Origin of the sequence: Paraburkholderia sp. UCT31 (genome assembly GCF_014397655.1) — a bacterium.
Lineage (GTDB): Bacteria > Pseudomonadota > Gammaproteobacteria > Burkholderiales > Burkholderiaceae > Paraburkholderia > Paraburkholderia tuberum.
Genome location: NZ_VZQP01000016.1, coordinates 126,552 through 149,412, shown reverse-complemented (window position 1 = coordinate 149,412; position 22,861 = coordinate 126,552). Strand labels below are relative to the sequence as shown.

Annotated in this window: 20 protein-coding genes and 1 pseudogene; 14 read left to right on the top strand and 7 right to left on the bottom strand. The window is 63.1% G+C overall.

Annotated elements, in window-relative coordinates:
- Positions 1 to 2,231 (bottom strand): YadA family autotransporter adhesin (locus F6X40_RS16100; protein ID WP_262421467.1); only part of this gene is annotated, 2,231 nt, incomplete at its 3' end.
- Between the two features lie 656 nt (positions 2,232 to 2,887).
- Between F6X40_RS16100 and F6X40_RS43530 the strand changes: the two genes are divergently transcribed.
- Entirely contained in the window at positions 2,888 to 3,352 is a 465-nt protein-coding gene (locus tag F6X40_RS43530; protein ID WP_187628492.1) for a hypothetical protein, read from the top strand.
- Here F6X40_RS43530 and F6X40_RS16090 read toward each other — a convergent pair.
- Positions 3,345 to 3,413, bottom strand: a pseudogene (locus F6X40_RS16090) (transposase); the annotation flags it as partial. The gene F6X40_RS43530 and the pseudogene F6X40_RS16090 overlap by 8 nt on opposite strands.
- A 66-nt stretch (positions 3,414 to 3,479) precedes the next feature.
- On the opposite strand from F6X40_RS16090, the gene F6X40_RS16085 reads away from it, so the two are divergent.
- From F6X40_RS16085 to F6X40_RS16070, 4 genes are all read left to right on the top strand, one after another.
- Positions 3,480 to 4,595 carry an OpgC domain-containing protein gene (locus tag F6X40_RS16085; RefSeq protein WP_187628491.1) on the top strand — a complete coding sequence of 372 codons (1,116 nt, stop codon included), beginning with the start codon at positions 3,480 to 3,482 and terminating at the stop codon, positions 4,593 to 4,595.
- Positions 4,592 to 6,286 (top strand): tannase/feruloyl esterase family alpha/beta hydrolase, encoded by a 1,695-nt coding sequence (locus F6X40_RS16080; RefSeq protein WP_187628490.1) that lies wholly within the window; start codon positions 4,592 to 4,594, stop codon positions 6,284 to 6,286. Before F6X40_RS16085 ends, F6X40_RS16080 begins: the two co-directional genes overlap by 4 nt.
- A 256-nt stretch (positions 6,287 to 6,542) precedes the next feature.
- On the top strand, positions 6,543 to 7,469 hold the full coding sequence (locus F6X40_RS16075; RefSeq protein WP_184037299.1) for an ABC transporter ATP-binding protein: 927 nt from the start codon (positions 6,543 to 6,545) through the stop codon (positions 7,467 to 7,469).
- On the top strand, positions 7,466 to 8,227 hold the full coding sequence (locus F6X40_RS16070) for an ABC transporter permease (RefSeq protein WP_184072573.1): 762 nt from the start codon (positions 7,466 to 7,468) through the stop codon (positions 8,225 to 8,227). The genes F6X40_RS16075 and F6X40_RS16070 overlap by 4 nt, the downstream gene beginning before the upstream one ends.
- Positions 8,228 to 8,303: 76 nt before the next feature.
- On the opposite strand, the gene F6X40_RS16065 is transcribed toward F6X40_RS16070, so the two are convergent.
- Complete coding sequence (locus tag F6X40_RS16065) at positions 8,304 to 9,305, bottom strand: helix-turn-helix transcriptional regulator (protein WP_184037295.1); 1,002 nt, start codon at positions 9,303 to 9,305, stop codon at positions 8,304 to 8,306.
- 182 nt (positions 9,306 to 9,487) lie between these two features.
- Between F6X40_RS16065 and F6X40_RS16060 the strand changes: the two genes are divergently transcribed.
- From F6X40_RS16060 to F6X40_RS16050, 3 genes are all read left to right on the top strand, one after another.
- On the top strand, positions 9,488 to 10,399 hold the full coding sequence (locus F6X40_RS16060) for a helix-turn-helix domain-containing protein (RefSeq protein ID WP_187628489.1): 912 nt from the start codon (positions 9,488 to 9,490) through the stop codon (positions 10,397 to 10,399).
- Between the two features lie 300 nt (positions 10,400 to 10,699).
- The gene (locus F6X40_RS16055; protein ID WP_018424716.1) at positions 10,700 to 11,125 is read left to right on the top strand and encodes a DUF3830 family protein; all 426 of its coding nucleotides are present in this window, start codon (positions 10,700 to 10,702) and stop codon (positions 11,123 to 11,125) included.
- A 131-nt stretch (positions 11,126 to 11,256) separates the two neighbouring features.
- Positions 11,257 to 12,291: an SGNH/GDSL hydrolase family protein gene (locus F6X40_RS16050; protein WP_187628488.1), complete on the top strand. Its 1,035-nt coding sequence runs from the start codon at positions 11,257 to 11,259 to the stop codon at positions 12,289 to 12,291.
- 77 nt (positions 12,292 to 12,368) lie between these two features.
- On the opposite strand, the gene F6X40_RS16045 is transcribed toward F6X40_RS16050, so the two are convergent.
- The 3 genes from F6X40_RS16045 to shiA form a co-directional block, all read right to left on the bottom strand.
- On the bottom strand, positions 12,369 to 12,497 hold the full coding sequence (locus F6X40_RS16045) for an oxalate:formate antiporter (protein WP_090809263.1): 129 nt from the start codon (positions 12,495 to 12,497) through the stop codon (positions 12,369 to 12,371).
- Between the two features lie 10 nt (positions 12,498 to 12,507).
- A complete protein-coding gene (locus tag F6X40_RS16040) occupies positions 12,508 to 13,911 on the bottom strand; it encodes an OFA family MFS transporter (RefSeq protein ID WP_187628487.1) in 1,404 nt (467 codons plus the stop codon).
- 414 nt (positions 13,912 to 14,325) lie between these two features.
- Positions 14,326 to 15,645, bottom strand: coding sequence for a shikimate transporter (shiA, locus tag F6X40_RS16035; RefSeq protein ID WP_184072566.1), 1,320 nt, complete (start codon positions 15,643 to 15,645; stop codon positions 14,326 to 14,328).
- Between the two features lie 374 nt (positions 15,646 to 16,019).
- On the opposite strand from shiA, the gene F6X40_RS16030 reads away from it, so the two are divergent.
- The 6 genes from F6X40_RS16030 (at position 16,020) to F6X40_RS16005 (ending at position 22,151) form a co-directional block, all read left to right on the top strand.
- Positions 16,020 to 16,238: a hypothetical protein gene (locus F6X40_RS16030; protein WP_184010619.1), complete on the top strand. Its 219-nt coding sequence runs from the start codon at positions 16,020 to 16,022 to the stop codon at positions 16,236 to 16,238.
- Positions 16,216 to 16,935 (top strand): GntR family transcriptional regulator, encoded by a 720-nt coding sequence (locus F6X40_RS16025; RefSeq protein ID WP_013091210.1) that lies wholly within the window; start codon positions 16,216 to 16,218, stop codon positions 16,933 to 16,935. Before F6X40_RS16030 ends, F6X40_RS16025 begins: the two co-directional genes overlap by 23 nt.
- 455 nt (positions 16,936 to 17,390) lie before the next feature.
- Positions 17,391 to 19,154, top strand: a complete 1,764-nt coding sequence (locus F6X40_RS16020) for a thiamine pyrophosphate-binding protein (protein WP_187628486.1) — start codon at positions 17,391 to 17,393, stop codon at positions 19,152 to 19,154.
- Positions 19,155 to 19,178: 24 nt separating this feature from the next.
- Complete coding sequence (frc, locus tag F6X40_RS16015) at positions 19,179 to 20,426, top strand: formyl-CoA transferase (RefSeq protein ID WP_184072562.1); 1,248 nt, start codon at positions 19,179 to 19,181, stop codon at positions 20,424 to 20,426.
- A gap of 9 nt (positions 20,427 to 20,435) precedes the next feature.
- Positions 20,436 to 21,251: a fumarylacetoacetate hydrolase family protein gene (locus tag F6X40_RS16010; protein ID WP_187628485.1), complete on the top strand. Its 816-nt coding sequence runs from the start codon at positions 20,436 to 20,438 to the stop codon at positions 21,249 to 21,251.
- A gap of 54 nt (positions 21,252 to 21,305) precedes the next feature.
- Complete coding sequence (locus F6X40_RS16005; protein ID WP_262421466.1) at positions 21,306 to 22,151, top strand: NAD(P)(+) transhydrogenase (Re/Si-specific) subunit beta; 846 nt, start codon at positions 21,306 to 21,308, stop codon at positions 22,149 to 22,151.
- A 375-nt stretch (positions 22,152 to 22,526) separates the two neighbouring features.
- Here the strand turns inward: F6X40_RS16005 and F6X40_RS16000 are convergent, their stop codons facing one another.
- On the bottom strand, positions 22,527 to 22,847 hold the full coding sequence (locus F6X40_RS16000) for a hypothetical protein (protein ID WP_184072558.1): 321 nt from the start codon (positions 22,845 to 22,847) through the stop codon (positions 22,527 to 22,529).
- Positions 22,848 to 22,861: the final 14 nt, after the last annotated feature.

Below are 22,861 nucleotides of genomic sequence, written 5' to 3'. Positions count from 1 at the left end.
CGGCCGTCGATGCTGGTGATCGCCGTCGTGTTGGCCGTCACGTTCTGGTTGGTCGCGTGCAGCTGCGAACCGTTCACCGCTTCGGTGCTGGTGTCGCTCAGCGCACCGGCCTTCACGCCGCTCAGCGTGCGCGCGCCCTCAGTGCCACCGAAGTCCACCGTCGTGCCGTCCAGGTCCCTGGCCACCGTGATGGCCCTGCTGGTCGCGTCCTGCTGCACCAGGCCGACGCTGCCGCCGTCCAGCTGCTGCGTCAGGTTCGTGACCGAGCCTTCCACGTTGGTCACGCGGCCGTCGATGCTGGTGATCGCCGTCGTGTTGGCCGCAACGTTCGTCGCGTTGGCCGTCACGCTCAGGTTGGTCGCGTGCAACTGTGAACCGTTCACCGCGTCCGTGCTCGTCGCGCTCAGGCGGCCTGCGGCCACGTTCGTGATCGTGCGCTCGTTACCTGCGCTGCCCACGCTCACCGTGCTCGCCGGGTTCGCACCGGCGAACGCATAATCCGTCCCGCCGATGGTCGCTCCACTGGTGCCCACCGCCGCAGACGTCGTCGAGCCTGCGCCCAGCGCTACCGAGCCCTTCTCCGTTGCAGAAGCATCGGCGCCCAGTGCCGTTGCCCTATCCACGGTCGTAGCAGCGTACGCACCAAGCGCAATAGCATCTATGCCTGCCGCCTGAGCGTGCGAACCGATCGCAATGGCCCAGCCGCCTGCCGCCTGAGCGGACGTACCGATCGCAGTGGCTGAGGCGCCTGCCGCATCAGCCATTGCACCAACCGCAATGGCGTGGTCGCCTGCCGCCTTAGCGGACGAACCGATCGCAGTTGCGACGAACCCGCTTGCAGCAGCCGCCTGACCAAGCGCAGTGGCGTAGGCGGCTGCCGCCTGAGCGTGATTACCGATTGCAGTCGAGTTTCCCCCGCTGGCCGTGGCAGAGGCGCCCAGCGCCACATCATTCGTGTTGTTCGACACCGCGCCCATACCGATCGCCACCGAATCCTGACCCACTGCCGACGAATCCTCACCCGTCGAGTTCGCGTGGAAGTACTTCGTGCCCTTCTCGTACACGTCGGTGACCTGGCCACCGATATTCGTCACCTGGTCGTCCAGGCTGGTGATCAAGTTGGTGTTCTGGTCCACCTGCTGGTTCGTGGCGTACAGCTGCGAACCGTTCACCGCTTCGGTGCTGGTGTCGCTCAGCGCACCGGCCTTCACGCCGCTCAGCGTGCGCGCGCCCTCAGTGCCACCGAAATCCACCGTCGTGCCGTCCAGATCCCTGGCCACCGTTATGTTCCGGGTCGCTGCGTCGTGCTGCACCAGACCGATCGTGCCGTCGTTCAGGTTGTTGGTGACGTTCGTGATGTCGCCACTCATCTTCGTGATGTCGGCTTTGTTGATCGCGATGTCCTTGCTGTTGTCGAGCGCGATGTTGTGGATCATCACTAGGCCATCGTTGAGGTTATCCATCAATGAGGCGTTGCGGCGCACGCTTTCGTCGATGTTGGCAAACGCGTCACCCACGTTGTTGACCGTCGTACCGCCCACGCTGTAGCTCGGCGCGCTGATCGTGCCGTCCGACTCGATCGCCGCCCCACCGCCTAGCGCATTCACCACTCCTCCGAGCTGGCTCAGATTGACAGCATCCGTATTTTGGGTACCTGCAGCCAGGTTCACAATCTGGCGTTGGCCGGTGGCCGTGCCTACCGACACCGTATTCGCCCGGTCGGCCACCGAATTCACGCCCAAAGCCACGCTATTGGTCGCGGTGACCGTGCTCCCGAAACCGAGCGCCACAGAATCTGAGGCACTCACGGTTGAAGCTGGCCCGAAAGCTGCCGAGCGATCACCGTTGACAACGGCCATTTCGCCGAGCGCAATCGTGCCACCCCCGTTCGCCTTGGCTGAATCGCCGATGGCAATGGCCGAGCTACCGTCATAATTAACGTCGCCTTTAGCGTTTGCACCAGCACCAATCGCTATCGATCCAGGAGTGCTGGCAGCAGCGGTGGTGGTGGTGGTCGAATTGTTGATGGCAATGTTGCCGTAGGTGCCAATAGGGTTCGTAACACCAGCAGCAGCGTTCCCACTGTAGCCCGCAATTACAGCCAAGGCTACGCCGATGCTACCCATCACGCAGCGTGACTTGCTGCGCTTGCCGCGACGCGCAGTGTGCTCGGATGCAGCCACCCACGACCCAAGGGCTTCACTCCAGATGCTGACATAGGACTTGTTCATGACATGATTCCTTTTAAAGTTTGAAAAAGAATTGAGTTATGCGAACTAATGCCAAATCGCCGTTGCCATTTCTTGCTGTTCAATATCAGCTGCAAAAACGGGGGCGATGACGATCCCGAAAGCTCATGGCCGCAGTAAGAATCGGCCAGATTTCTGCCGAGTCAATCTAGGGCAGGCCTTTGCTAAATCTCTGTAACTGGGTTCAGTCTATATTTTTGAGATTGGATAAAAATAGGACCGGTCCGAATCGGCGCGGGCCGGTATTTGAGCGCTGCAGCGCTTGAGATGGCGGCACTGCCTGCTAACGCGGAGAGCGTGGCAAGGTCAGAAATCTTGACGGGACGGCAGATAGTGGAAAGGGTGCCCTATGTGTTTCATCAACTATCAACAGTTCAGCGATGCCCGTCGCCAATGCTTGCGCTGACGAGTGCAACCGCGCGCCGAACGGGTTTCAGTCGAGCTTCACGTAACAGGCGACGACCAGAAGTGAAGGCGGGGACAGGCGCAAACCGCAACGCCGCCCGCCACAGGCGGCTCAATCGACATCAAACACGCAACGAGTCGGAATCGCCGTATGATGTGGAAATCATTCCTTGCGTCCCTGATTCAGGTCCGCCATGCCATCACAGAGCACAGATTCCAGCAGGCATGGACGCGTGGTTCACACGCTCAACGGCGACTCACGCGTTGATGAGCCGAGCAGGCTGAACCGCTATCAGCGGACGCTCGTCATGGGCGCGGGCGTCGCGGTCTCGTTTGTCCTGGTGCTGTTGACCGGCGTTGTGCTGAAATCGACGGTCACGGACTACGTCGAGGATTGCTATACCGATTTCGCTCTCCGGCAGACTCGCCTGCAGCTGGAGTTTCTCGAGCGGGAAAGAACGCTGAGAGTCGCCATCCTCCATGAAGATATCGAGTTCAGTCTCGTGTTGATCAACAGCGCGCCACAGCAGGTAAGGCTCGCCGCGCAACGTCACAAATACTTCTGCCGTGCACGCCGCAGAGCCCCAACTGTGGTCAAGCGGTTAGGTGAGGACAGGAGTGCGACATGGTTTCCGCCAGCCACCGATCCCTTTAGCGAACAGCCCGCCATCCGGCTGGTCATGCCGGCCTTCGCTTGAGCGCGAAGTGCTGACGGATCGGACCGAAGCTCGATAAGAAAGCCTGCGTGCGTTCAGGATCGCACCCGCTGATGCGTGGCCATTGACGTTCTTGCGTGCCGCCAGCGCGCATTCTTCGAGAAGACGAATGGAAACCCCAGGCCGTAGCCGTGGACGATCGGTCGAAGTCGATTTTTTTCGCGGTATCGTGCTGATCGTCATCGTGCTCGATCACATTCCCGGCAGCACGCTATCGCATCTGATGCTGCACGCGTACGCGTTGTGCGATTCGGCCGAGGTGTTCGTGTTTCTCGGCGGCTACGCATCGGCGGCGGCGTATACGGCGGTGCTTGCGCATCGCGGCGAACACGCGGCGCAGCTGCGCTTCCTCAAACGCTGCGGGGAGATCTATCGCGCGTATCTGTTGACGGCGATGCTGACGCTCGTGTCCGGCGCGATTCTCGCGCTGCTCGATCTGAATCGGCCGATGGTAGAAATGACCGGCTGGCCGCCGTTCGCGTTGCAGCCATGGCGTCAGGCATTCGATATCGCGCTGTTGCGCCGGCAACCGTATCTGTCCAGCGTGCTGCCGATGTACGTGCTGTTCGCGCTATGCGTGCCCGTGATGGTGCCGCTCGCGCGCCGCTCTGCATCGCTCGCGCTCGCGGTGAGCGTCGCGGTGTGGGCCGTCGCGCGGCCGCTCGCCGCGTTATTCAGCATTGACGCTGTCGCCGACTGGGCTTTTAATCCGTTTGCGTGGCAACTGATGTTCGTGCTCGGTATGCTGTGCCGCGTGCAGCCGATCAGCGAACGTTTTCATGCGAGCTGTACCGCACAGTGGCTCACGCGCGTCGCGGTGGTCGCGGTGCTTGGCTTCGCGATGGTCAAACTTTTCGTGCTGACGCAGCCTTTGTCCGGCACGCACAAGCAGAATCTTTCAGTGGAACGTGTGATCAATTTCATCGTCATCGCGTGGCTCGCCGCCCAGTTCGTGCGGATGGGCAGTATCGCGTGGCTCGCGAGGCGGCTGCCCGCCGTCGTGACGGTGGGGCGCACCGGACTCGTGTGCTTCGTCACCGGCACGCTGGTGTCGTTGATCATCGACACGGCGACACCGCACACGTTTCACGGCTTTCGCGCGGTGCTGGTCGGGCTCGGCGGCGACTTCGCGGCGATCGGCGCGCTGCTGATGATCGCGCGCGGCTGGAGCGGCTGGAAAGGGCAGCAGTCGGGCGCACAGGCGAATGGCGCGGGTTGCGAATGACACGATGCGAGCGCCGCGGGCGCATCACGACCACGATGCGCACTACGCGCAAGCTCGTTGGACTCGCGACCGTGATGAGCGTCGTCGTGCTCGCGTGGCTCGCGATGCATCGCACGGCCGCGCAGGCCAAAGAGACACCGTTCGCGATGCACTGCGCGGAGTTCGCGGGCGCGGTGCTGTCGCCCGAATTGATCGAGATGCCGACGGCCGGCGCGCTGATCGAAAGCGCGGCGATGATCGGTGCGACCGCGCCGGGCAATCAGCAAGGCGGCGAGTATTGCCGCATCACGGGCCGCATCAAGGCGCTGAATCGGACGACGCCCGACATCCGCTTCGATCTGAATCTGCCGAGTCGCTGGAATGGCCGTGCGTTGCAGATCGGCGGCGGCGGGTACAACGGCGTGGTTGTCAGCGGCACCGGCGTGATGCCGTTCTGGCCGGATCGCGCGCCGCTCGCGCAAGGCTACGCGACGTTCGGTGACGACTCGGGGCATGTCGGCGATTCGTCGCTCGCGGAGTTTGGTCTCGTCGATGAAGCGGTGACGAACTTCGGCTACGCGCATCTGAAGAAAACCCATGACGTCGCGCTCGCGTTGATCGCGCACGCGTACGGCAGGCCGCCGCAGCGCATGTATTTTGCCGGCGGCTCGACGGGGGGCCGCGAAGGCTACACGGTGATGCAGCGCTTCCCCGACGACTACGACGGCGTGATCGCCAATGCGCCCGCGCTGAATTTTTCCGGCGTGCGGCTGATCGGCGTGAAGCTCGGCCAGGCCGAGTACGGTACGCCGGGCGGCTTCGTGCCGCCGGCGCTGGTCGAACGCGTCTATCAACGCACGCTCGAGGTATGCGACCGGCTCGACGGCATGGCGGACGGCATCGTCAGCGACGTCGAAGCATGTCGCGCGCACGAAGCGCAAATTGTCGATTCGCTGCGTTGCGCGCTGCGCCCTTCATCTGACGATGCGTGTCTGACCGACGCACAACTGGCCACCATGCTGGCGATGCGCGACGGGCTGTCGCTGCCGTTTCGGCTCGCGTGGGACGTGAGCGGCTATCGCGGCTACAACGTGTTCCAGGGCACGCAACTGACCGGCGCGCTCGGGCTCGCGCATCAGCCGCGGCGTCAACCGGTACCGACGTTCTATGCAAACGGCTATCTGTTCGCGCAAGGCGACGGCTATCTGCGCTACTTCGTCGCGCGCGATGCGGACTTCGATTCGTTGACGTTCGATCCGCAACGCCCCGGCAAATATCGCGCGCGACTGATCGCGCTGTCGGCCACGATCGGCGCGATGAACCCCGACCTGTCGCGTTACATCGCGCACGGCGGCAAGCTGATCACGCTGCAGGGTCTCGCCGACGAAGTGATCAGCCCGAACCAGACGATCGCGTATCACGACGCGCTAGTCGCGCGTTTCGGCAAGGACGAGGTCGATCGCTTCATGCGGCTGTACATGGTGCCGGGGTTTCAGCATGGCAACGGCGTGTTCATTCCATCGGTCGATCTGCTCGGCGCGCTCGACGCGTGGGTCACGCGCGGCGTCGCACCCGAAACGCTGATGGCCACAGATCTCGCCGCGGCGACGAATGGACGCTCGCGGCCGCTGTGCCGCTATCCCGGGTTTCCGCGCTATCTCGGCCGAGGCAATGTAAATCTGGCGAGTAGTTTTGTCTGTGCGCAGCCCTGAGGTCTGAGTCGTCGCAGCACCTGTTTGACCGGCGAGCCGCGCAACAAAGCGTGCGGACCGAGCCGGGGCCCACGCCCGACGAGCCGACAGCCCGAGCGCCACCGCCTTTTCGCGCACGTAGCGCCGCAACCGCACGGTCTGTTCGTCCGCTCGCGTGCGCTGCACGCTTTCGCACTTTCCATTACATTGCGGATGCGGCGCGTTCCTTCGCGCCGTTTCCTGTCATTCAACAGCGGTGTCGGCCATCATCGAGTCCATGCAGCCAATCGTTTCGGTCAAGAATCTGTCGAAAACCTATGCCAGCGGTTTTCAGGCACTGAAGAACATCAATCTGGCGATCCACCGTGGAGAAATCTTCGCGCTGCTCGGGCCGAATGGCGCGGGCAAGACCACGCTGATCAGCATCGTCTGCGGCATCGTCAACGCGAGCGAAGGCGGCGTGACGGTGGACGGCCACGACATCGGCTCCAACTATCGCGCGGCTCGCTCGCTGATCGGCCTCGTGCCGCAGGAGTTGACCACGGACGCGTTCGAAACCGTCTGGGCCACCGTGTCGTTCAGCCGCGGCCTGTTCGGCAAGCCGAAGAACCCCGCTTACATCGAGAAAGTGCTGCGCGACCTGTCGCTCTGGGAGAAGCGCGACAACAAGATCATCACGCTGTCGGGCGGCATGAAGCGGCGCGTGTTGATCGCGAAGGCGCTGTCGCACGAGCCGCGCGTGCTGTTTCTCGACGAGCCGACCGCCGGCGTCGACGTCGAGCTGCGGCGCGACATGTGGAAGCTCGTACGCTCGCTCGCGGCGAGCGGCGTGACGATCATCCTGACCACGCATTACATCGACGAAGCCGAGGAGATGGCCGACCGCATCGGCGTGATCAACGCGGGCGAAATCATGTTGGTCGAAGAGAAGACCGAGCTGATGCGCAAGCTCGGCACGAAGCAGTTGACGCTGCAACTGGAGAGCCCCCTCGACACGGTGCCGGCTTCGCTCGCCGGCTACGGGCTCGCGGTCGCGAACGGCGGCAACGAACTGACCTACACCTATGAAGGCGAGGGCGGGCGCACCGACATCATCGCGCTGCTGAAATCGCTCGACGACGCCGGTATCCGCTTCAAGGACCTGCACACCACGCAGAGTTCGCTCGAAGACATTTTCGTCAGTCTGCTGCGGGGGAACCCATGAACATCTACGCAATGCGCGCGATCTACAAGTTCGAAATGGCGCGCACGTGGCGCACGCTGATGCAAAGCATCATCGCGCCGGTGATTTCCACGTCGCTGTACTTCGTCGTGTTCGGCTCGGCGATCGGCTCGCGTATCAAGGAAGTGGAGGGCATCAGCTACGGCGCGTTCATCGTGCCGGGTCTGATCATGTTGTCGCTGCTGTCGCAAAGCATCGCGAACGCGTCGTTCGGAATTTACTTCCCGCGTTTCACGGGCACGATCTACGAGCTGCTGTCGGCGCCCGTATCGTATCTGGAGATCGTCGTCAGCTATGTGGGCGCGGCGGCCACCAAGTCGATCCTGCTCGGGCTCATCATTCTCGCGACCGCCGCGCTGTTCGTGCCGTTGCAGATCATGCATCCATTCTGGATGGTGCTGTTTCTCGTGCTGACGGCCGTCACGTTCAGTCTGCTCGGCTTCATCATCGGCATCTGGGCGGACAACTTCGAGAAGCTGCAACTGGTGCCGCTCCTGATCGTCACGCCGCTCACGTTTCTCGGCGGCGCCTTCTATTCGGTGGACATGCTGCCGCCGTTCTGGCGCGCCGTCACGCTGTTCAATCCGATCGTTTATCTGGTCAGCGGATTTCGCTGGAGCTTCTACGAGTTGGGCGACGTCGGCGTCGGCCTGAGTCTCGGCATGACACTGCTGTTCCTCGCGGTGTTCCTCGTGATCGTCGGCTGGATCTTCAGGACCGGCTATCGCTTGAAAAGCTGATAAGACCGCGCGATTAGCAGAGGGCGCGACAGCGAAAAGCCGTCGCGCCCTCTTCATCGATACGCGCAGACGCCGACTACAACAGATACGCCTGCGCGACATTGATCAACTGCACGCGGTTGCGCACGTTGAACAGCTGCCGCAAGCGCCGCAGATGATAGTCGACGTTATGCGGCGACAGCCCGAGGAAATACGCGATTTCCTTGTCGCGCTGCCCCTGCACGACCGCCTTCAGCACCGCGTGCTGCAGCTTGCTCAGCGCGACGCGCTGCTGCTGCGCGGGCGCGATGCCGATCACGCTTTTCGCGTGCATCCAGATGAACTCATGAATCGAGTGCGCGAACATCAGCGTTTCCGCGACGATCGATTCGGTCATCCAGCGCGGGTTGCCGATCTCCGAATTGAAGCACAGGCTCGCGCTCAGCTCCGGCTCCGGCAGCGGCATCTGCGTGAGAATGCCGCTCTTGCGGCCGGTCGCCTCCAGCATGTCGATCAGCGCGCCGAGCCGCTCGCTGCGCAGCTGCGCGCGCGGCAGATCGGCGCGCAGGTCGGCGGTATTCCACAGAAACGGCATGCCGGTCGGCGACGCGAGCGCGACGCGCGGATCGAGCTCGAAATAGCGCTCGCGGAAATAGCGCGTGAGCCAGGCCTGCGACTCGTAGCTCGTCAACACGAACATCGTCTTGTGATGCGAAGACGTGCGCGTGGCGGTATAGCTGAACGAGTCGAAGCCCAATTGCCTGATGCGCTGACGCACGAACTCCATGCGGTCCTGCGCGCTGCCGAACCGTCCGAGCGGACCGATCAGCGGCGCGGCCCGCCGCGCCGCGGGCGACGGCGTGCCGATTTCTTCCTCGGTGAACAGAGTCAGAAAGCCACTGCGACCCGCACCATTCGCGGCGCGGGGAGACATCTTCACTGCTTCAGCCGCGTGGGCTGATTGCGCGGCGTGCCGCGCGCCGGCCGGGTAAGCCGGTTGGGCGGATGCCGCTCTCGGGTGTGCTGCCGACGCGTGCCCGGCTTCGCCTTGCGGCGAGCCGGTCAGCCATTGCGGCAGCGTATCGCATTCATGTTCCATGAAACGGTAGCTCCGGCGTTCTAAACGCGTGAAAGACGACAACCTCAATGATTAGCGATTTCGTGAAATGTCGGTAGCCGGTTCCTTGCTATCATTTTTGTGATCTTGCGCTGACAGTGGACCGGCAATACGGGTACGGCGGCGTTTCTCCTTCCATACGGCACCTCCTTCGAGGGGATGTGATGGCACGAATTCCCAAGCTCACGACGACGCTCGCCTACGACCGCTACATGGCCGGCCAGCGACTCGTGTCGAGCGTGGATCGCGAGTGGCGGCATCTGGTGCTGCGCTCGTATCTCGAGCCGGTGCGGCAAGACCTGCTCGAAGCGCCCGGTTTGCGCGACTTCACGCTGATGACGCTCGCGAGCGGCGCCGAGCATCTCGAGCGCAACCTCGGCGGAGCTTGGGAAAGCGCCGATATGCGCGTGAACGACCTGTGGTTCGTGCCGCCCACGCCGATCTCGTGGCGCTGGCATTCGATCAGCGACGAGCCGTTGTCTACGTTGCACGTGCACATCGAGCGCGATTTGATCGACAGCGTCGCGCAACAGATGGGGCTCGACGCGTCGCGTGAACTGTCGCTCGGCGACGCGATGCGCTTCAATGATCCGCTGATCGCCGCGATGCTTGCCGCGCTGCATCGCGCCGCCCGCGATCCGGCCGATTCGCGTCTGTATGTCGATACGCTGGCTCACGCGCTCGCCGCGCACCTGCTGCAGCACTATTCGAGCGGCAACGACGCGCGACGCGGCGGCGCGACGCGGCCCGAACGGCTGGTGCCGCGCCGGATTCGCCGAGTGACCGAGTACATCTGCACCAATCTCGCCGAAGATCTGGCGATCGCCGAACTGGCCGAGCAGGCCGGCCTAAGCAGTTTTCATTTTGCCCGGGTGTTTCGCCGCGAGACCGGGGAGACGCCGCATCAGTTCGTGACGCGCTTGCGGCTCGAGGAAGCGGCGAGGCTGCTGCGCGCCACGGATCGAACCGTGCTGCAAATCGCGCTCGAAGTTGGCTTCGAGAATGCCAGTCATTTCTCCGTGCAGTTCAAGCGTGGCTATGGTGCGACGCCGCTCGCCTACCGGCTGCGCGCTTGAGATGCACGCCGGCCGATGCTTGCCTGCGCACGCCGTAACGGCTCGCCTTTCTACAGTAGGAATCACGCACTTGCGCAGTGTGCTTTGCATTGCGCGGCTTGCAAACTACGAACTTTCGTGGCGGCGCGCGGTGGAAACTGGCATGGCCCGTGGCGCAAGGCTTCGCGGTTCGGCCGGCCGCCCGCGATCGGACGTGGTCTAACTGGACTGACCGCGGCGCCGACAACTGTATCTGTCGAAACCTTGCATCGGACGACAGAATCGAACCGCTTTTGAACCCCACATACCGGATAACGCGCCATGACCCGACTCAAGATGACCGCCTGCGGCCACGCCTTCATCGCCGAAACCCATCCCGACGCGCCGCAGACCGTGGCCGCGTTCCTGAAGCTTCTGCCGTACCGGCAGAAGCTGATCCATGTGCGCTGGAGCGGTGAGGGCTGCTGGGTGCCGCTCGGCGAATTCAAGCTCGAGAACGACGGCGTCGCGGTCGGCTTCGAGAATCACACGAGCCATCCATCGGTCGGCGACATCCTGTTCTATCCGGGCGGCTATAGCGAGACCGAGATCATCCTCGCATATGGCTCATGCTGCTTCGCGAGCAAGATGGGGCAACTCGCGGGCAATCATTTTCTGACGATCGTCGAAGGCAAGGAAAAACTGCGCGAGCTCGGCACGAAGGTGCTGTGGGAAGGCGCGCAGGAGGTGGTGTTCGAGAGGCTTTGAGCGGGCCGCATTTCCTCGCTGGGCATACGCGATGCTTGTTTGAAGAGCCGCGTGCGGTCAGGTACCGTTCCGGCACCGACCACGCACGTGAGGTACTCGACACCGCTGGCCCGCCCGGCGAGGAGGAGCAAATGCGAGGCATAAATGACAAGGTCCGCGCTGTAGTTTTTGCCATGTCGATCGTGCTGCTCTCGGCTTGCGGCGGGGGCGGTAACGGCAGCGGCGGGTCGAATAGCGGCGGCAGCACGCCGGCCGAGCCGGCTGGCGGCGTCATGCTGCAGGTCGTGTCGTTCGGCGACAGCCTGTCGGACGTCGGGACTTATGCGCCGCTCGCGAGCGCGGTGGGAGGCGGGCGTTTCACGACCAACCCCGGCCAGGTGTGGGCCCAGGAGGTCGCGCAATACTACGGCGATACGCTCAGCGCCGCGTTCACGATCGATTTCACGCATAAGCTGAGTGCGCAGAGCGGCCTCGGTTACGCGGAAGGGGGCTCGACGGTGGCGACGCCGGCGAACCAGTACGACTTTCTGAGCGACGTCATCGGCAACATCGAAATGCCTGTCAATCAGCAACTGTCGAGCTATCTGAGCGCTCACGGCAGCTTCAACGCCAATCAGCTCGTGCTCGTGTGGGTGGGCGCGAACGATGTGCTCCGCGCCGGCAACCTGCCCGCCGCGGCGCCGATCGTGCAGGCGGCGGCCACGACGCTCGCCCAGCTCGTCGGGCAGATCGTGCAGAACGGCGGCGCGCATGTGGTGGTGATCAATCTGCCGAATATCGGGCTGTCGCCGAAGGGGCTCGCTTCGGCCGATGGTGGCGCGAACCTCACGCAGCTGTCGCAGCTTTTCAACGCTACGTTGAACGCCGCGTTGCAAACCGATGGGCTGCAGTCCAAGGTGATCGAGGTCGATTCGTACACGTGGACGAATCAGCTCATCGGAAGCTTTCAGGCGAACGGTTTTACCGTGTCGAATACGGGGCAGGCCTGCGATCCGAAGAAAACGCCCGATGACACCGCGCTGCTATGTTCGCCGGCGACCTATGTGAGCGCCAATGCGGATCAGACTTACATGTTCGCCGATGATTTGCATCCGACGACGCATATGCATGCGTTGTTTGCGCAGTTCGTCGAGCAGCAGATCGCGCATAGTGGGTTGGGGCGGTGAGGGGAGACTACGGCGGGGCGCGCTATCGGCACCCCGCCCCTCAACCAGGCCGGGGTGCGCACCCCATCAGGTGGTCATCACTTGAACAACTTCATCGCCTGCGTCAGCGTATTGATCACCCCCCAGGCAAGCGGAATCATCACATACACCCAGAACACCGCGAGCATCACCTTGTTGGTCGGATGTACGGTTTGAACGGTCGACATACGGATCTCCTCACGCGCCCTTGGCGACTTGTGCATCGGTCATGTGGTGCTTCTCATCCACACGCTTGACCAGCAGGTTGCAGATAAAGCCGATCACGAGCAGCACGGCCATGATGTGCACGGTCATCGTGTACGCGTCTGCTTTGGCGACACCGTTCGCGACTTCATATGCGCGGATGTAATTGACGAGCACCGGACCCGCTACGCCCGCCGCCGCCCACGCGGTCAGGAGCCGTCCATGAATGCCGCCGACGAACGCCGTACCGAACATGTCGGCGAGATAGGCCGGCACCGTCGCGAAGCCGCCGCCGTACATGGACAGGATGATGCAGTACGTCAGCACGAACAGCGCGATCTGTCCGTTCGCGGCAAAGCTGGGCACGAAGTAGTAGAGCACCGCGCCGAGCACGAAGAAGATGGCGTAGGTGTTCTTGCGACCGATCCAGTCCGATGCCGACGACCACACGAAACGTCCACCCATGTTGAACAGCGACAGCAATCCGACGAAGCCGGCCGCAGCGGACGCCGTCACGGTGTTCTTGAAGCTCTCCTGGATCATCACCGAGGCCTGGCCGAGAACGCCGATCCCGGCCGTCACGTTCAGGAACAGCACGAACCAGATCAGATAGAACTGCGGTGTTTTCAACGCCTGATCGATATGCACATGGTTGCGCGAGATCAGCCGGTGCTGCGTGACTTCGGGCGGCGTCCAGCCGGCCGGCTTCCAGTCGGCGGGCGGCACGCGGATCGCGAGCGCGCCGATCGTCATCGAGATGAAGTAGACGATGCCGAGCACGACGAAGGTCTCCGCGACGCCCACGCTCGTTGCGCTATGAAAGTGGTTCATCAGCGCGACCGACAACGGCGCCGCGATCATCGCGCCGCCACCGAAGCCCATGATCGCCATGCCGGTCGCCATGCCGCGGCGGTCCGGGAACCAGCGGATCAGCGTCGACACCGGCGACACATAACCGAGCCCCAGCCCGATCCCGCCGATCACGCCGTAACCGAGATATAGCAGCACGATCTGATGCAGATAGACGCCGAGCGCGGACACCATGAACCCGCCGCCGAAACAGCATGCTGCCGTGAACATGGTGCGGCGCGGACCGACGTGTTCGAGCCATTTGCCCGCGAATGCCGCCGACAAACCGAGGAACACGATCGCGAGCGAAAAGATCCAGCCGAGCGCGGTCAGCGACCAGTCATCGGGCGCGGACTGCGTGATGCCGATCACTTTGGTCAGCGGTCCGTTGAATACCGAGAACGCATAGGCCTGACCGATGCACAGATGCACGGCGAGCGCCGCGGGGGGCACCATCCAGCGCGAAAAGCCGGGCTGTGCGACGGTGGCCTGTTTGGAAAAAAATGGGGCTGAGCCTCGTTGGCCGCCCGGCTCGCTGATGCTACTCATAAGTGGGTCTCCTTACAGTTGTTCTGTTTATCGGCGCTTCGTGCATATACCTTGAGGCGGCGGAGTGTAACTTGCGCACGCCGTCGCGTCATCGCTATATGTACTTTTATTTCATATGACCTGGATCCACGTACCCAAAATCGTGCCTGGCTCGACAATAGGACGTGGTCGATGGCTTCGCAATATGAAGCGCGCGGACATAAGGTGTGAACCTGGTGAAACGCGGGTATTCTTCACGCGATCGTGCAAATCGTGGGACGCTCAGAGCCGGTTGCTCCGTACTTCCGACTAGAGCCGCTATGCAAATTCGCCAATAAGCGAGCCGCGCACGACGCGCGGCACGAAAAGAAACGGGCCGGCGCGGCTTCTTCGCCGCGCCGGCCCGTCGTGTATCGACGGCGAGTTCCGCCGGTGTCAGTCGATCTTGCGCCCGGTCTTCATGCGTGCTGCAACGAGTACCGAGATCAGACAGCCGATCGCCAGATACGCGGCCACCGGATGCCACGAGCCGCCCGCGAAGCTGACCAGCGCGACCGCGATGAACGGCGTGAATCCGCCGCCGACCACGCTCGCCACCTGATAGCCGACACCCGCGCCGCTATAGCGGTACTCGGTGCCGAACAGCTCGGTGAACATCGGCTGCTGGACGCTGACGACCATGTCGTGTGCGATGTTGGCAAGCATCACCGCGAACACGACAATCCATACTGTCGAACGCGCTTCGAGCGCGAGGAAGAACGGCACCGCGCTGAACACGCCGACCAGCGCGCCGATCATATAGATGCGACGGCGGCCGAAGCGATCCGCGAGCCAGGCGAAGCACGGAATCGTCACGCAGCTGAGCGCGCCGACGACGAAGCCGATCGTCAGGAAAAACTCGCGCGGCATGTGCAGGTTCGTGGTCGAGTAGCTCAGCGCGAACGCGGTCACGATGTACATCGTGAACAGCTCGGCGAGCCGCAGCGCGATAATCAGCAGGAAGGCTTTCGGATGGCGCAGCAGCGCTTCGACGATCGGCAGGCGCACGCGGCGCTCGCCATGCTGGCCGACTTTCTCGACGAACTCCTGAGATTCCTCCATGCTCGAGCGGATCCACAGCGCGATCAGCACCAGTACGACGCTGAACAGAAACGGCAGACGCCAGCCCCAGCTGAGGAACGCGGCGTTGTCCATCGAGCGGCTGATCAGCGCGACGAGTCCCGTCGACAGCACGAGCCCGACGCCGTAGCCGACCTGCACGCCGCTACTGTAGAAGGCCTTCTTTTTCTCGGGCGCGCTTTCGACGGCCATCAACGCCGCGCCGCCCCATTCGCCGCCGACCGCAAAGCCCTGGATTGCGCGCAGCGTGACGAGCAGCACCGGCGCCAACCAGCCGATCGTCGAGAACCCCGGCAGCAGACCGATCGCGGCCGTCGACAGACCCATCATCATCACGGTGAGCACGAGCATGCGCTTGCGTCCGAGCCGGTCGCCGTAATGGCCGAACACGAAGCCGCCGAGCGGCCGGAACAGAAAGCCGACGCCGAAGGTCGCGAACGCGGCAAGCGTGCCCATCGCCGGGGCGACGTTCGGGAAGAACTCAGCGTTGAACACGAGCGCGGCGACGATGCCGTACAACAGGAAGTCGTACCAGTCGACCACGGCGCCGATAAAGCTGCCGAGCGCGGCCTTGCGAGCCTGACTGCGCGCATTGCGGTGAGTGGCCACTGTGGCCTGCGGGTGGGCGGTGCTCATCGAGTCTCCTTCAATGTGATATGTGCTTTAATCGATCGCGCCGCCCGGGCAAGGCTTTCGACGCGATCGATCCGCGCAGGGAATGTCCGGAAGGTTAATGACGCGACCCGGAATTCACAATCCGCGTGAGGGAGAAAATGCGCGATCATCGCTCGCGGCTGCGCGAATAGCGCGCGTTTTGCGTGTTTACACTGAGCGCCGCGGAGAACCGTCGCGGGGAACGATGTGGGCGAACCCACGCAGCGCGCGGCGTGCTAACGTGAAAGTAATCTTAAAAACAACGGTCATTGATATACTACATACCGAATATTGAAAAATGCGGCGTTGCAGCATATGATTGAGGAATCAATCTTCTCAATCATCCGGAGTTACACGTGGAATTCGTGCCTCTTGCGCTGTTCGCCATGGCCGTCGTTGGGTTGGGCTGTGCCGCCACCGTTCTGCTGACCGACTGGATTCCCGAATCGGTCGCTGCACCTGCATCGCAACATGGCCGCTTCGTGGGTCTGGGCGAGCAGCGCGGCAAAACGGCGGCGCCGAATCGCGCGCGTGTTCAAGCAGAGGCGATGAATGTCGTCAGAACTTCCAACTGAAACAGTGGCCACCCCGTTGACCCTGTCGTTGCAGCCAATCGGCGCGAGTGCGAGCTTGCGCGATCAGGCCTATGCGATGCTGCGTCAGGCAATCGCCGACGCGGATATCTACCAGAATCGCGAAGAAATCCGTCTCGACGAGCGCGTGCTCAGCGAATCGCTCGGCGTGAGCCGCACGCCGGTGCGCGAAGCGATGACGCTGCTCGAGCAGGAAGGCTTCCTGCGCATGGTGCCGCGGCGTGGCATCTACATCGTGCGCAAGAGCAAACGCGAAATCGTCGAGATGATCCAGATGTGGGCCGCGCTCGAAAGCATGGCCGCGCGGCTCGCCACGCTGCATGCGACCGACGAGGAAATCGGCCGCTTGCGCCATATGTTCGACAATTTCCGCGACACGACGCCGGCCGAGCATATCGCCGAGTATTCGGACGCGAACATCGCGTTTCATCAGGCGATTGTCGAGCTGTCGAAGTCGCAGATCATTCTCGACACGATCAAGAACATCTTCATCCACGTGCGCGCGATCCGGCGCATGACCATCTCGCAGAGCGACCGGGCCGCGCGCTCTATCGTCGATCATCTGCGCATCATCGAGGCGCTCGAAAAGCGCGACACCGAACTCGCCGAGCGGCTCACGCGCCAGCATTCGCTCGATCTCGCGGCGTTCGTCGAAGCCAATTGCGATTTCCTCGATTGATGGCGGCCTAGACGCTGCCTGGCTGCTGATTGCGAAAAGCCCGCGTGTGCAAGCACCGCGGGCTTTTTTGCGTGCGCGCACTTCGAGCGATGCGCAGGTCGCGCGGCGGCGAACGGCAAACAAACGAGGTCGCCGCCGCGCTGCGGGATAACCTTGCTTGACGATCTTAAAAATATGGTATGTGATATATCAACAATGACCGGTGTGACGCACGGCCTGGTGTTTTCCCTTGAAATGACTGCCGCAGAGCCTTGTAGATTCGGCGCAAAGCTGCGGCTGGCAAGCTCGAGCAGCACAAACTTCGCGCCGTCTATGTCTCGAAATTGGCCTTGAAGGAATGTGATATATCACATACGGTATCTTCGAAGCCGTGAGACGTCGGTGCAACCGGACGTATATCGAAGCGGACGCGTCCGTCGATAACCGTTGCACATCCGATTGATGAGGAGATGACCATGTCTGCAGTTGTTTCATCCCTGAGTCCGGCCACGGCCACCACGACCGCCGACGACACGCTCAAGCAGAAGACCCGCGACGCGGGCGTCGTGTCGGGCGGCCATCTGGTCGCAAAGGCGCTGAAAAACGAGGGGGTCGACACGATCTTCACGCTGTGCGGCGGCCACATCATCGATATCTACGACGGCTGCGTCGACGAAGGCATCCGCATCATCGACGTGCGCCACGAGCAGGTCGCCGCACACGCGGCCGACGGCTACGCGCGCCAGACCGGCAAGCTCGGCTGCGTGGTGACGACCGCCGGCCCCGGCTGCACGAACGCGGTGACCGGCATCGCGACCGCGTTCCGCTCGGAAAGCCCGATCCTGCACATCGGCGGGCAGGGCGCGCTGACGCAGCACAAGATGGGCTCGCTGCAGGACCTGCCGCACGTCGACATCATGGCGCCGATCACGAAGTTCGCCGCGAGCGTGTCGAGCACCGAGCGCGTCGCGGACATGGTCTCGATGGCCGCGCGCGAATGCTTCAACGGCGCGCCCGGTCCCGCCTACCTGGAAATTCCGCGCGACGTGCTCGACCGCGAAGTCGACGTGTCGCGCGCGATCGTGCCGCAGCCGGGCCGCTATCGCGCGTCGACGAAATCGATCGGTGACCCGCGCGACATCGAGAAACTGGCGGACATTCTCGTCGATGCGGAACGCCCCGCGATCCTGTACGGCCAGCAGGTGTGGACCGCGCGCGGTCACGAGGAAGCGATCGCGCTGCTGCGCGGCATCGAGATTCCCGGCTATTTCAATGGCGCGAGCCGCGGGCTGCTGCCGCCGGGCGATCCGCATCATTTCGATCGCACGCGTTCGCAGGCGTTTGCGAATGCCGACGTGCTGATCGTGGTCGGCACGCCGTTCGATTTCCGCATGGGTTACGGCCGACGCATCAGCAAGGAATTGACGCTGGTGCAGATCGATATGGACTATCGAACCGTCGGCAAGAATCGCGATATCGATCTGGGTCTCGTCGGCGATCCGGGCGCGATTCTCGCCGCAGTGCTGCAGGCCGCGAGCGGTCGTATCAAGGACGACAAGCGTCAGGCGCGCCGCAAATGGATGGCGCAGTTGCGCGACGCCGAAGCGAGCGCAACCGAAAAACTGATGCCGCTATTCCGCTCGAACAGCACGCCGATTCATCCGTATCGCGTCGCGTACGAACTCAACGAATTCCTGTCCGACGACACCGTCTATATCGGCGACGGCGGCGACGTCGTGACGATCTCCGCGCAAGCGGTGCGCCCGCGCCGCCCCGGGCAGTGGATGGACCCCGGCGCGCTCGGCTCGCTCGGCGTCGGCACCGGCTTCGCGCTCGCGGCGAAGCTCGCGCACCCGCACAAGGAAGTGCTCTGCTATTACGGCGACGGCTCGTTCGGCATGACCGCGTTCGACATGGAAACCGCGAACCGCTTCGGCGCACCGTATCTCGCGGTGATCGGCAACAACTCGGCGATGAACCAGATCCGCTACGGCCAGCTTGCCAAATACGGCGAAGAACGCGGCAACGTCGGCAATCTGCTCGGCGACGTGCCGTTCAGCAAATTCGCCGAAATGCTCGGCGGCTATGGCGAGGAAGTGCGCGATCCCGCGCAGATCGCGAGCGCGCTACAGCGTGCGCGCGAAGCGATTCATCGCACCGGCCGCTCGGCGGTGGTCAACATCTGGGTCGACCCGCGCGAGTACGCACCGGGCACGAAGAACCAGACCATGTACAAATAACCCTCATCGTTCAGGAGATACGACATGGCCAAGGCACTCGACGGTGTGCGCATCCTCGATTTCACGCATGTGCAATCGGGGCCGACCTGCACGCAATTGCTCGCATGGTTCGGCGCGGACGTGATCAAGGTGGAACGGGCAGGCGCGGGCGACATCACGCGCGAGCAGCTGCGCGATATTCCCGACGTGGATAGCCTGTACTTCACGATGCTCAATCACAACAAGCGCTCGGTCACGATCGACACCAAGCATCCGGAAGGCAAGCAGGTGCTCGAAGCGCTGATCCAGAAATGCGACGTACTGGTCGAAAACTTCGCACCGGGCGCGCTCGACCGGATGGGCTTTACGTGGGAGCGGATTCAGGAATTGAATCCGCGCATGATCGTCGCCTCGGTGAAGGGCTTCGGTCCCGGTCCTTACGAGGACTGCAAAGTCTATGAAAACGTCGCGCAATGCGCGGGCGGCGCTGCGTCGACCACCGGCTTCGACGACGGGCCGCCGGTCGTGACCGGCGCGCAGATCGGCGACAGCGGCACGGGGCTGCATCTCGCGCTCGGCATCGTCACTGCGCTCTATCAACGCACGCATACCGGACGCGGCCAGCGCGTGCTCGCGGCCATGCAGGACGGCGTGCTCAATCTGTGCCGCGTCAAACTGCGAGACCAGCAGCGGCTCGACCGTACCGGCGTGATGAAGGAGTATCCGCAATATCCGAACGGCACGTTCGGCGAAGCGGTGCCGCGCGCGGGCAATGCGTCGGGCGGCGGCCAGCCGGGCTGGATTCTGAAATGCAAAGGGTGGGAGACCGACCCCAACGCCTATATCTACTTCATCACGCAGGCGCCCGTGTGGGCGAAGATCTGCAACGTGATCGGCAAGGAGGAGTGGGCCACGGACCCCGACTACGCGACGGCGCCCGCGCGCCTGCCGCGCTTGAAGGAGATCTTCGCCGAAATCGAACGCTGGACGATGACGAAGACCAAGTTCGAGGCGATGCAGATCCTGAACGAATACGACATTCCGTGCGGCCCGATCCTGTCGATGAAGGAAATTGCCGAGGAGCCGTCGCTGCGCAAAACCGGCACGATCGTCGAAGTCGATCATCCGAAGCGTGGCAAGTATCTGACAGTGGGCAATCCCATCAAGCTGTCCGACAGCCCGACCGACGTCGAACGCTCGCCGCTGCTTGGCGAACATACCGATGAAGTGATGGCCGAGCTCGGTTATTCGGCCGAGCAGATCACGGCGCTGCGCACGGCGGGCGCCATCTAGGAGCGAGGCATGCAGACGTGGATGCGGTTCATGTCGGGCGACAGCGGCATCGTGTTCGGCCGTGTCGAAGGCGCCTATCTGCACGAGTACGAAAGTCTCGCGCAGCCGGTGCCGACCGGCGCAGTACTGTCGCTGCGCGCATTGACGCCGTTGGCGCCGTGCTCGCCCGGCAAGATCGTCGCGCTGTGGAATAACTATCACGCGCTCGCGGCGAAGCTCGACAAACCCGTGCCCACGCATCCGCTGTTTCTGCTGAAGCCGGCGGCGTCGGTGATCGGCGCGGGCGAGCCGATCCGCCGGCCGCGTCACTACGCGGGCAAGATCGTCTACGAAGGCGAACTCGGCATCGTGATCGGCCAGCGTTGCCGCGACGTGGATGCGCAGCAGGCGGAGGCGGCGATCTTCGGCTACACGCTCGTCAACGACGTCACCGCCGCCGATCTGCTTAACGAGAATCCGCATTTTCCGCAGTGGTGTCGCGCGAAGAGCTTCGATACCTTCTGTTGCCTGGGTCCGGCCATCGTCTCCGGTTTCGACTGGCGGGCGGCGCGCCTCCTGACCACGCTCGACGGCGCCGAGCGTCAGAACTATCCGCTCGCCGATATGGTCTTTTCGCCGGCCGAGCAGGTGAGTCTGATATCGCAGGATCTGACGCTCGAACCCGGCGACGTGATTGCGTGCGGCACCTCGGTGGGCGTGGGGTCGATCAAGGACGGCGCAACGGTCTCGATCACGATCGATGGGATAGGCACGCTGACCAATACCTTGAGCGCGGCGCAGCGCGACGAGCCACGGCGATCGGGCGATACCGCGAACGTCGGTTGACGAGGGCCGGACCTCGCGGCTCTTGCCTTTTCATCGCATCACGGAGAATCACGCATGCCGCAAGCCTGTGGAAGTGCCGTGTGGATGGACCTGTTGCTGCTGCTCGCCGTGACTGTCATCGCTGCGTTGGTTGCGGTGCTGATGGTGGCGTTGGCCGCGCTCTCGCGACGACAGTTCGGCCGACGTTCGGCGCAGCGGCATTCATGCCTGCGCGAACGCGATCTGACACGCAGGCCCCGGATGCTTGCATTGCTTGGCAGCGGGATCGGTTTGGCGGTCGCGTCGACAGGCTTTACGCGCTACCTGTTGGCAGCGGCGCGCGAGAACAGCGAACGCATCGAACTGTTTGCCGCCGTGTTGATCGGCGCGCTGCTCTTTGCGATCTCGGCGATTGCGTTCTGCAAGCTGCGCGGCGCATTGCAACTCGAGGCGGTCGCGCGGCCGGGACATCACGTCGTCAATCTGTTTGCGCTGTTTTTATGCGGATGGCTCGGTTACGGCTTCGTCACTGAACAGGCACAGCCATTCGGACTCGCGGCATTGCTCGCGACGGGCGCGCTGGCGTTGGCAATGGGCGTGCATCTGATGCTGAGCCGCGAGTACTCGGCCGATCCCGCTCACGCGGCGAATCGCGTCAGTTGCGCAGCGCGCATGTATGCCTTCGCCGCGCGTAGCGATGGCCTGGCGATCGGCAAGCCGGGCCTGCTCGCGAACATCGAGTGGCATGGCGGGGAAGAGCAGACGTGGGCGCTTCGCGATGTCACGCCGGCGATGATGCGCGTGAGCGCCTGTGCAGATAGTCGGGATGGGCGTGATGGCAGACGCGGCAACGGCCGCCAGCGCGACTGTGCACGCCAATGCGTGCACGAGCGGCCGGTTCATTTCACTACACGTCGCTGATCAATGATGCATGCGCCGCCAGGAGACCTGATTGCCAATAGCGAAGACGGCGGGACGATGATCCCGCCGCCCGAGTCTTTTTCGATGCTTCTAGGGTCTGTTTACATATGGAACGCACGTGCGAATGCCCGCTATCGGCCGCAGGGCAAGGAGTAAGGAGCGCTGCGTGGCCGCGCCACGTGAGCGACGCACGACGCCGCCATGCGGCCGATAGCGGGCATTCCCCTGGAATGAAATTCAGAACTGGGGTTGCCGCGAGAAGGGCCGCTCGCTGCGTCATGCTCCTTGCGAATACGTCGAGTATTCGCGGCGTCGCAATCCTTGCGAGCGGCCCTTCTCGCGGCAACGCACGTGCGTTCCATATGTAAACAGACCCTAGTCGCCCACGGCCGCGGCGAATTCGCTGTAGTACTGCGTCTTCCTATGCAGAATCAGTTGCGCGAGAAAGTCGGCATCGTACGCCCGATGCAGGTGGCTGTGATAGCGCTCGATATAAGCGGTGATTCGCGCCAACTCGCCATTGAACTCTTTCAGCATGTCGAGCGTCGCACGGTCCCAGCGAAACCGCAGCCCAAGATCGCTGAACGCGGCATTGTAGGCGCTCAGATGCGCGTCGTCGGGTTGGTCTTCGTGATCCGCCGCCGCTGTGCGAGCGTTGCGTGTACTGATACGGGATTCAACCGGAGCGTGGTTCATGATCGGCCTCCTCG

Coding starts and splice junctions, on each gene's coding strand:
- F6X40_RS16050 (WP_187628488.1), top strand. CDS start 11,257: ATGCGAGGCATAAATGACAAGGTCCGCGCTGTAGTTTTTGCCATGTCG.
- shiA (WP_184072566.1), bottom strand. CDS start 15,645: ATGAGCACCGCCCACCCGCAGGCCACAGTGGCCACTCACCGCAATGCG.
- F6X40_RS16075 (WP_184037299.1), top strand. CDS start 6,543: ATGCAGCCAATCGTTTCGGTCAAGAATCTGTCGAAAACCTATGCCAGC.
- F6X40_RS16045 (WP_090809263.1), bottom strand. CDS start 12,497: ATGTCGACCGTTCAAACCGTACATCCGACCAACAAGGTGATGCTCGCG.
- F6X40_RS16070 (WP_184072573.1), top strand. CDS start 7,466: ATGAACATCTACGCAATGCGCGCGATCTACAAGTTCGAAATGGCGCGC.
- F6X40_RS16065 (WP_184037295.1), bottom strand. CDS start 9,305: ATGGAACATGAATGCGATACGCTGCCGCAATGGCTGACCGGCTCGCCG.
- F6X40_RS16060 (WP_187628489.1), top strand. CDS start 9,488: ATGGCACGAATTCCCAAGCTCACGACGACGCTCGCCTACGACCGCTAC.
- F6X40_RS16055 (WP_018424716.1), top strand. CDS start 10,700: ATGACCCGACTCAAGATGACCGCCTGCGGCCACGCCTTCATCGCCGAA.
- F6X40_RS16080 (WP_187628490.1), top strand. CDS start 4,592: ATGACACGATGCGAGCGCCGCGGGCGCATCACGACCACGATGCGCACT.
- F6X40_RS16010 (WP_187628485.1), top strand. CDS start 20,436: ATGCAGACGTGGATGCGGTTCATGTCGGGCGACAGCGGCATCGTGTTC.
- F6X40_RS16000 (WP_184072558.1), bottom strand. CDS start 22,847: ATGAACCACGCTCCGGTTGAATCCCGTATCAGTACACGCAACGCTCGC.
- F6X40_RS16085 (WP_187628491.1), top strand. CDS start 3,480: ATGGAAACCCCAGGCCGTAGCCGTGGACGATCGGTCGAAGTCGATTTT.
- F6X40_RS16005 (WP_262421466.1), top strand. CDS start 21,306: ATGCCGCAAGCCTGTGGAAGTGCCGTGTGGATGGACCTGTTGCTGCTG.
- F6X40_RS16040 (WP_187628487.1), bottom strand. CDS start 13,911: ATGAGTAGCATCAGCGAGCCGGGCGGCCAACGAGGCTCAGCCCCATTT.
- F6X40_RS16025 (WP_013091210.1), top strand. CDS start 16,216: ATGTCGTCAGAACTTCCAACTGAAACAGTGGCCACCCCGTTGACCCTG.
- frc (WP_184072562.1), top strand. CDS start 19,179: ATGGCCAAGGCACTCGACGGTGTGCGCATCCTCGATTTCACGCATGTG.
- F6X40_RS16020 (WP_187628486.1), top strand. CDS start 17,391: ATGTCTGCAGTTGTTTCATCCCTGAGTCCGGCCACGGCCACCACGACC.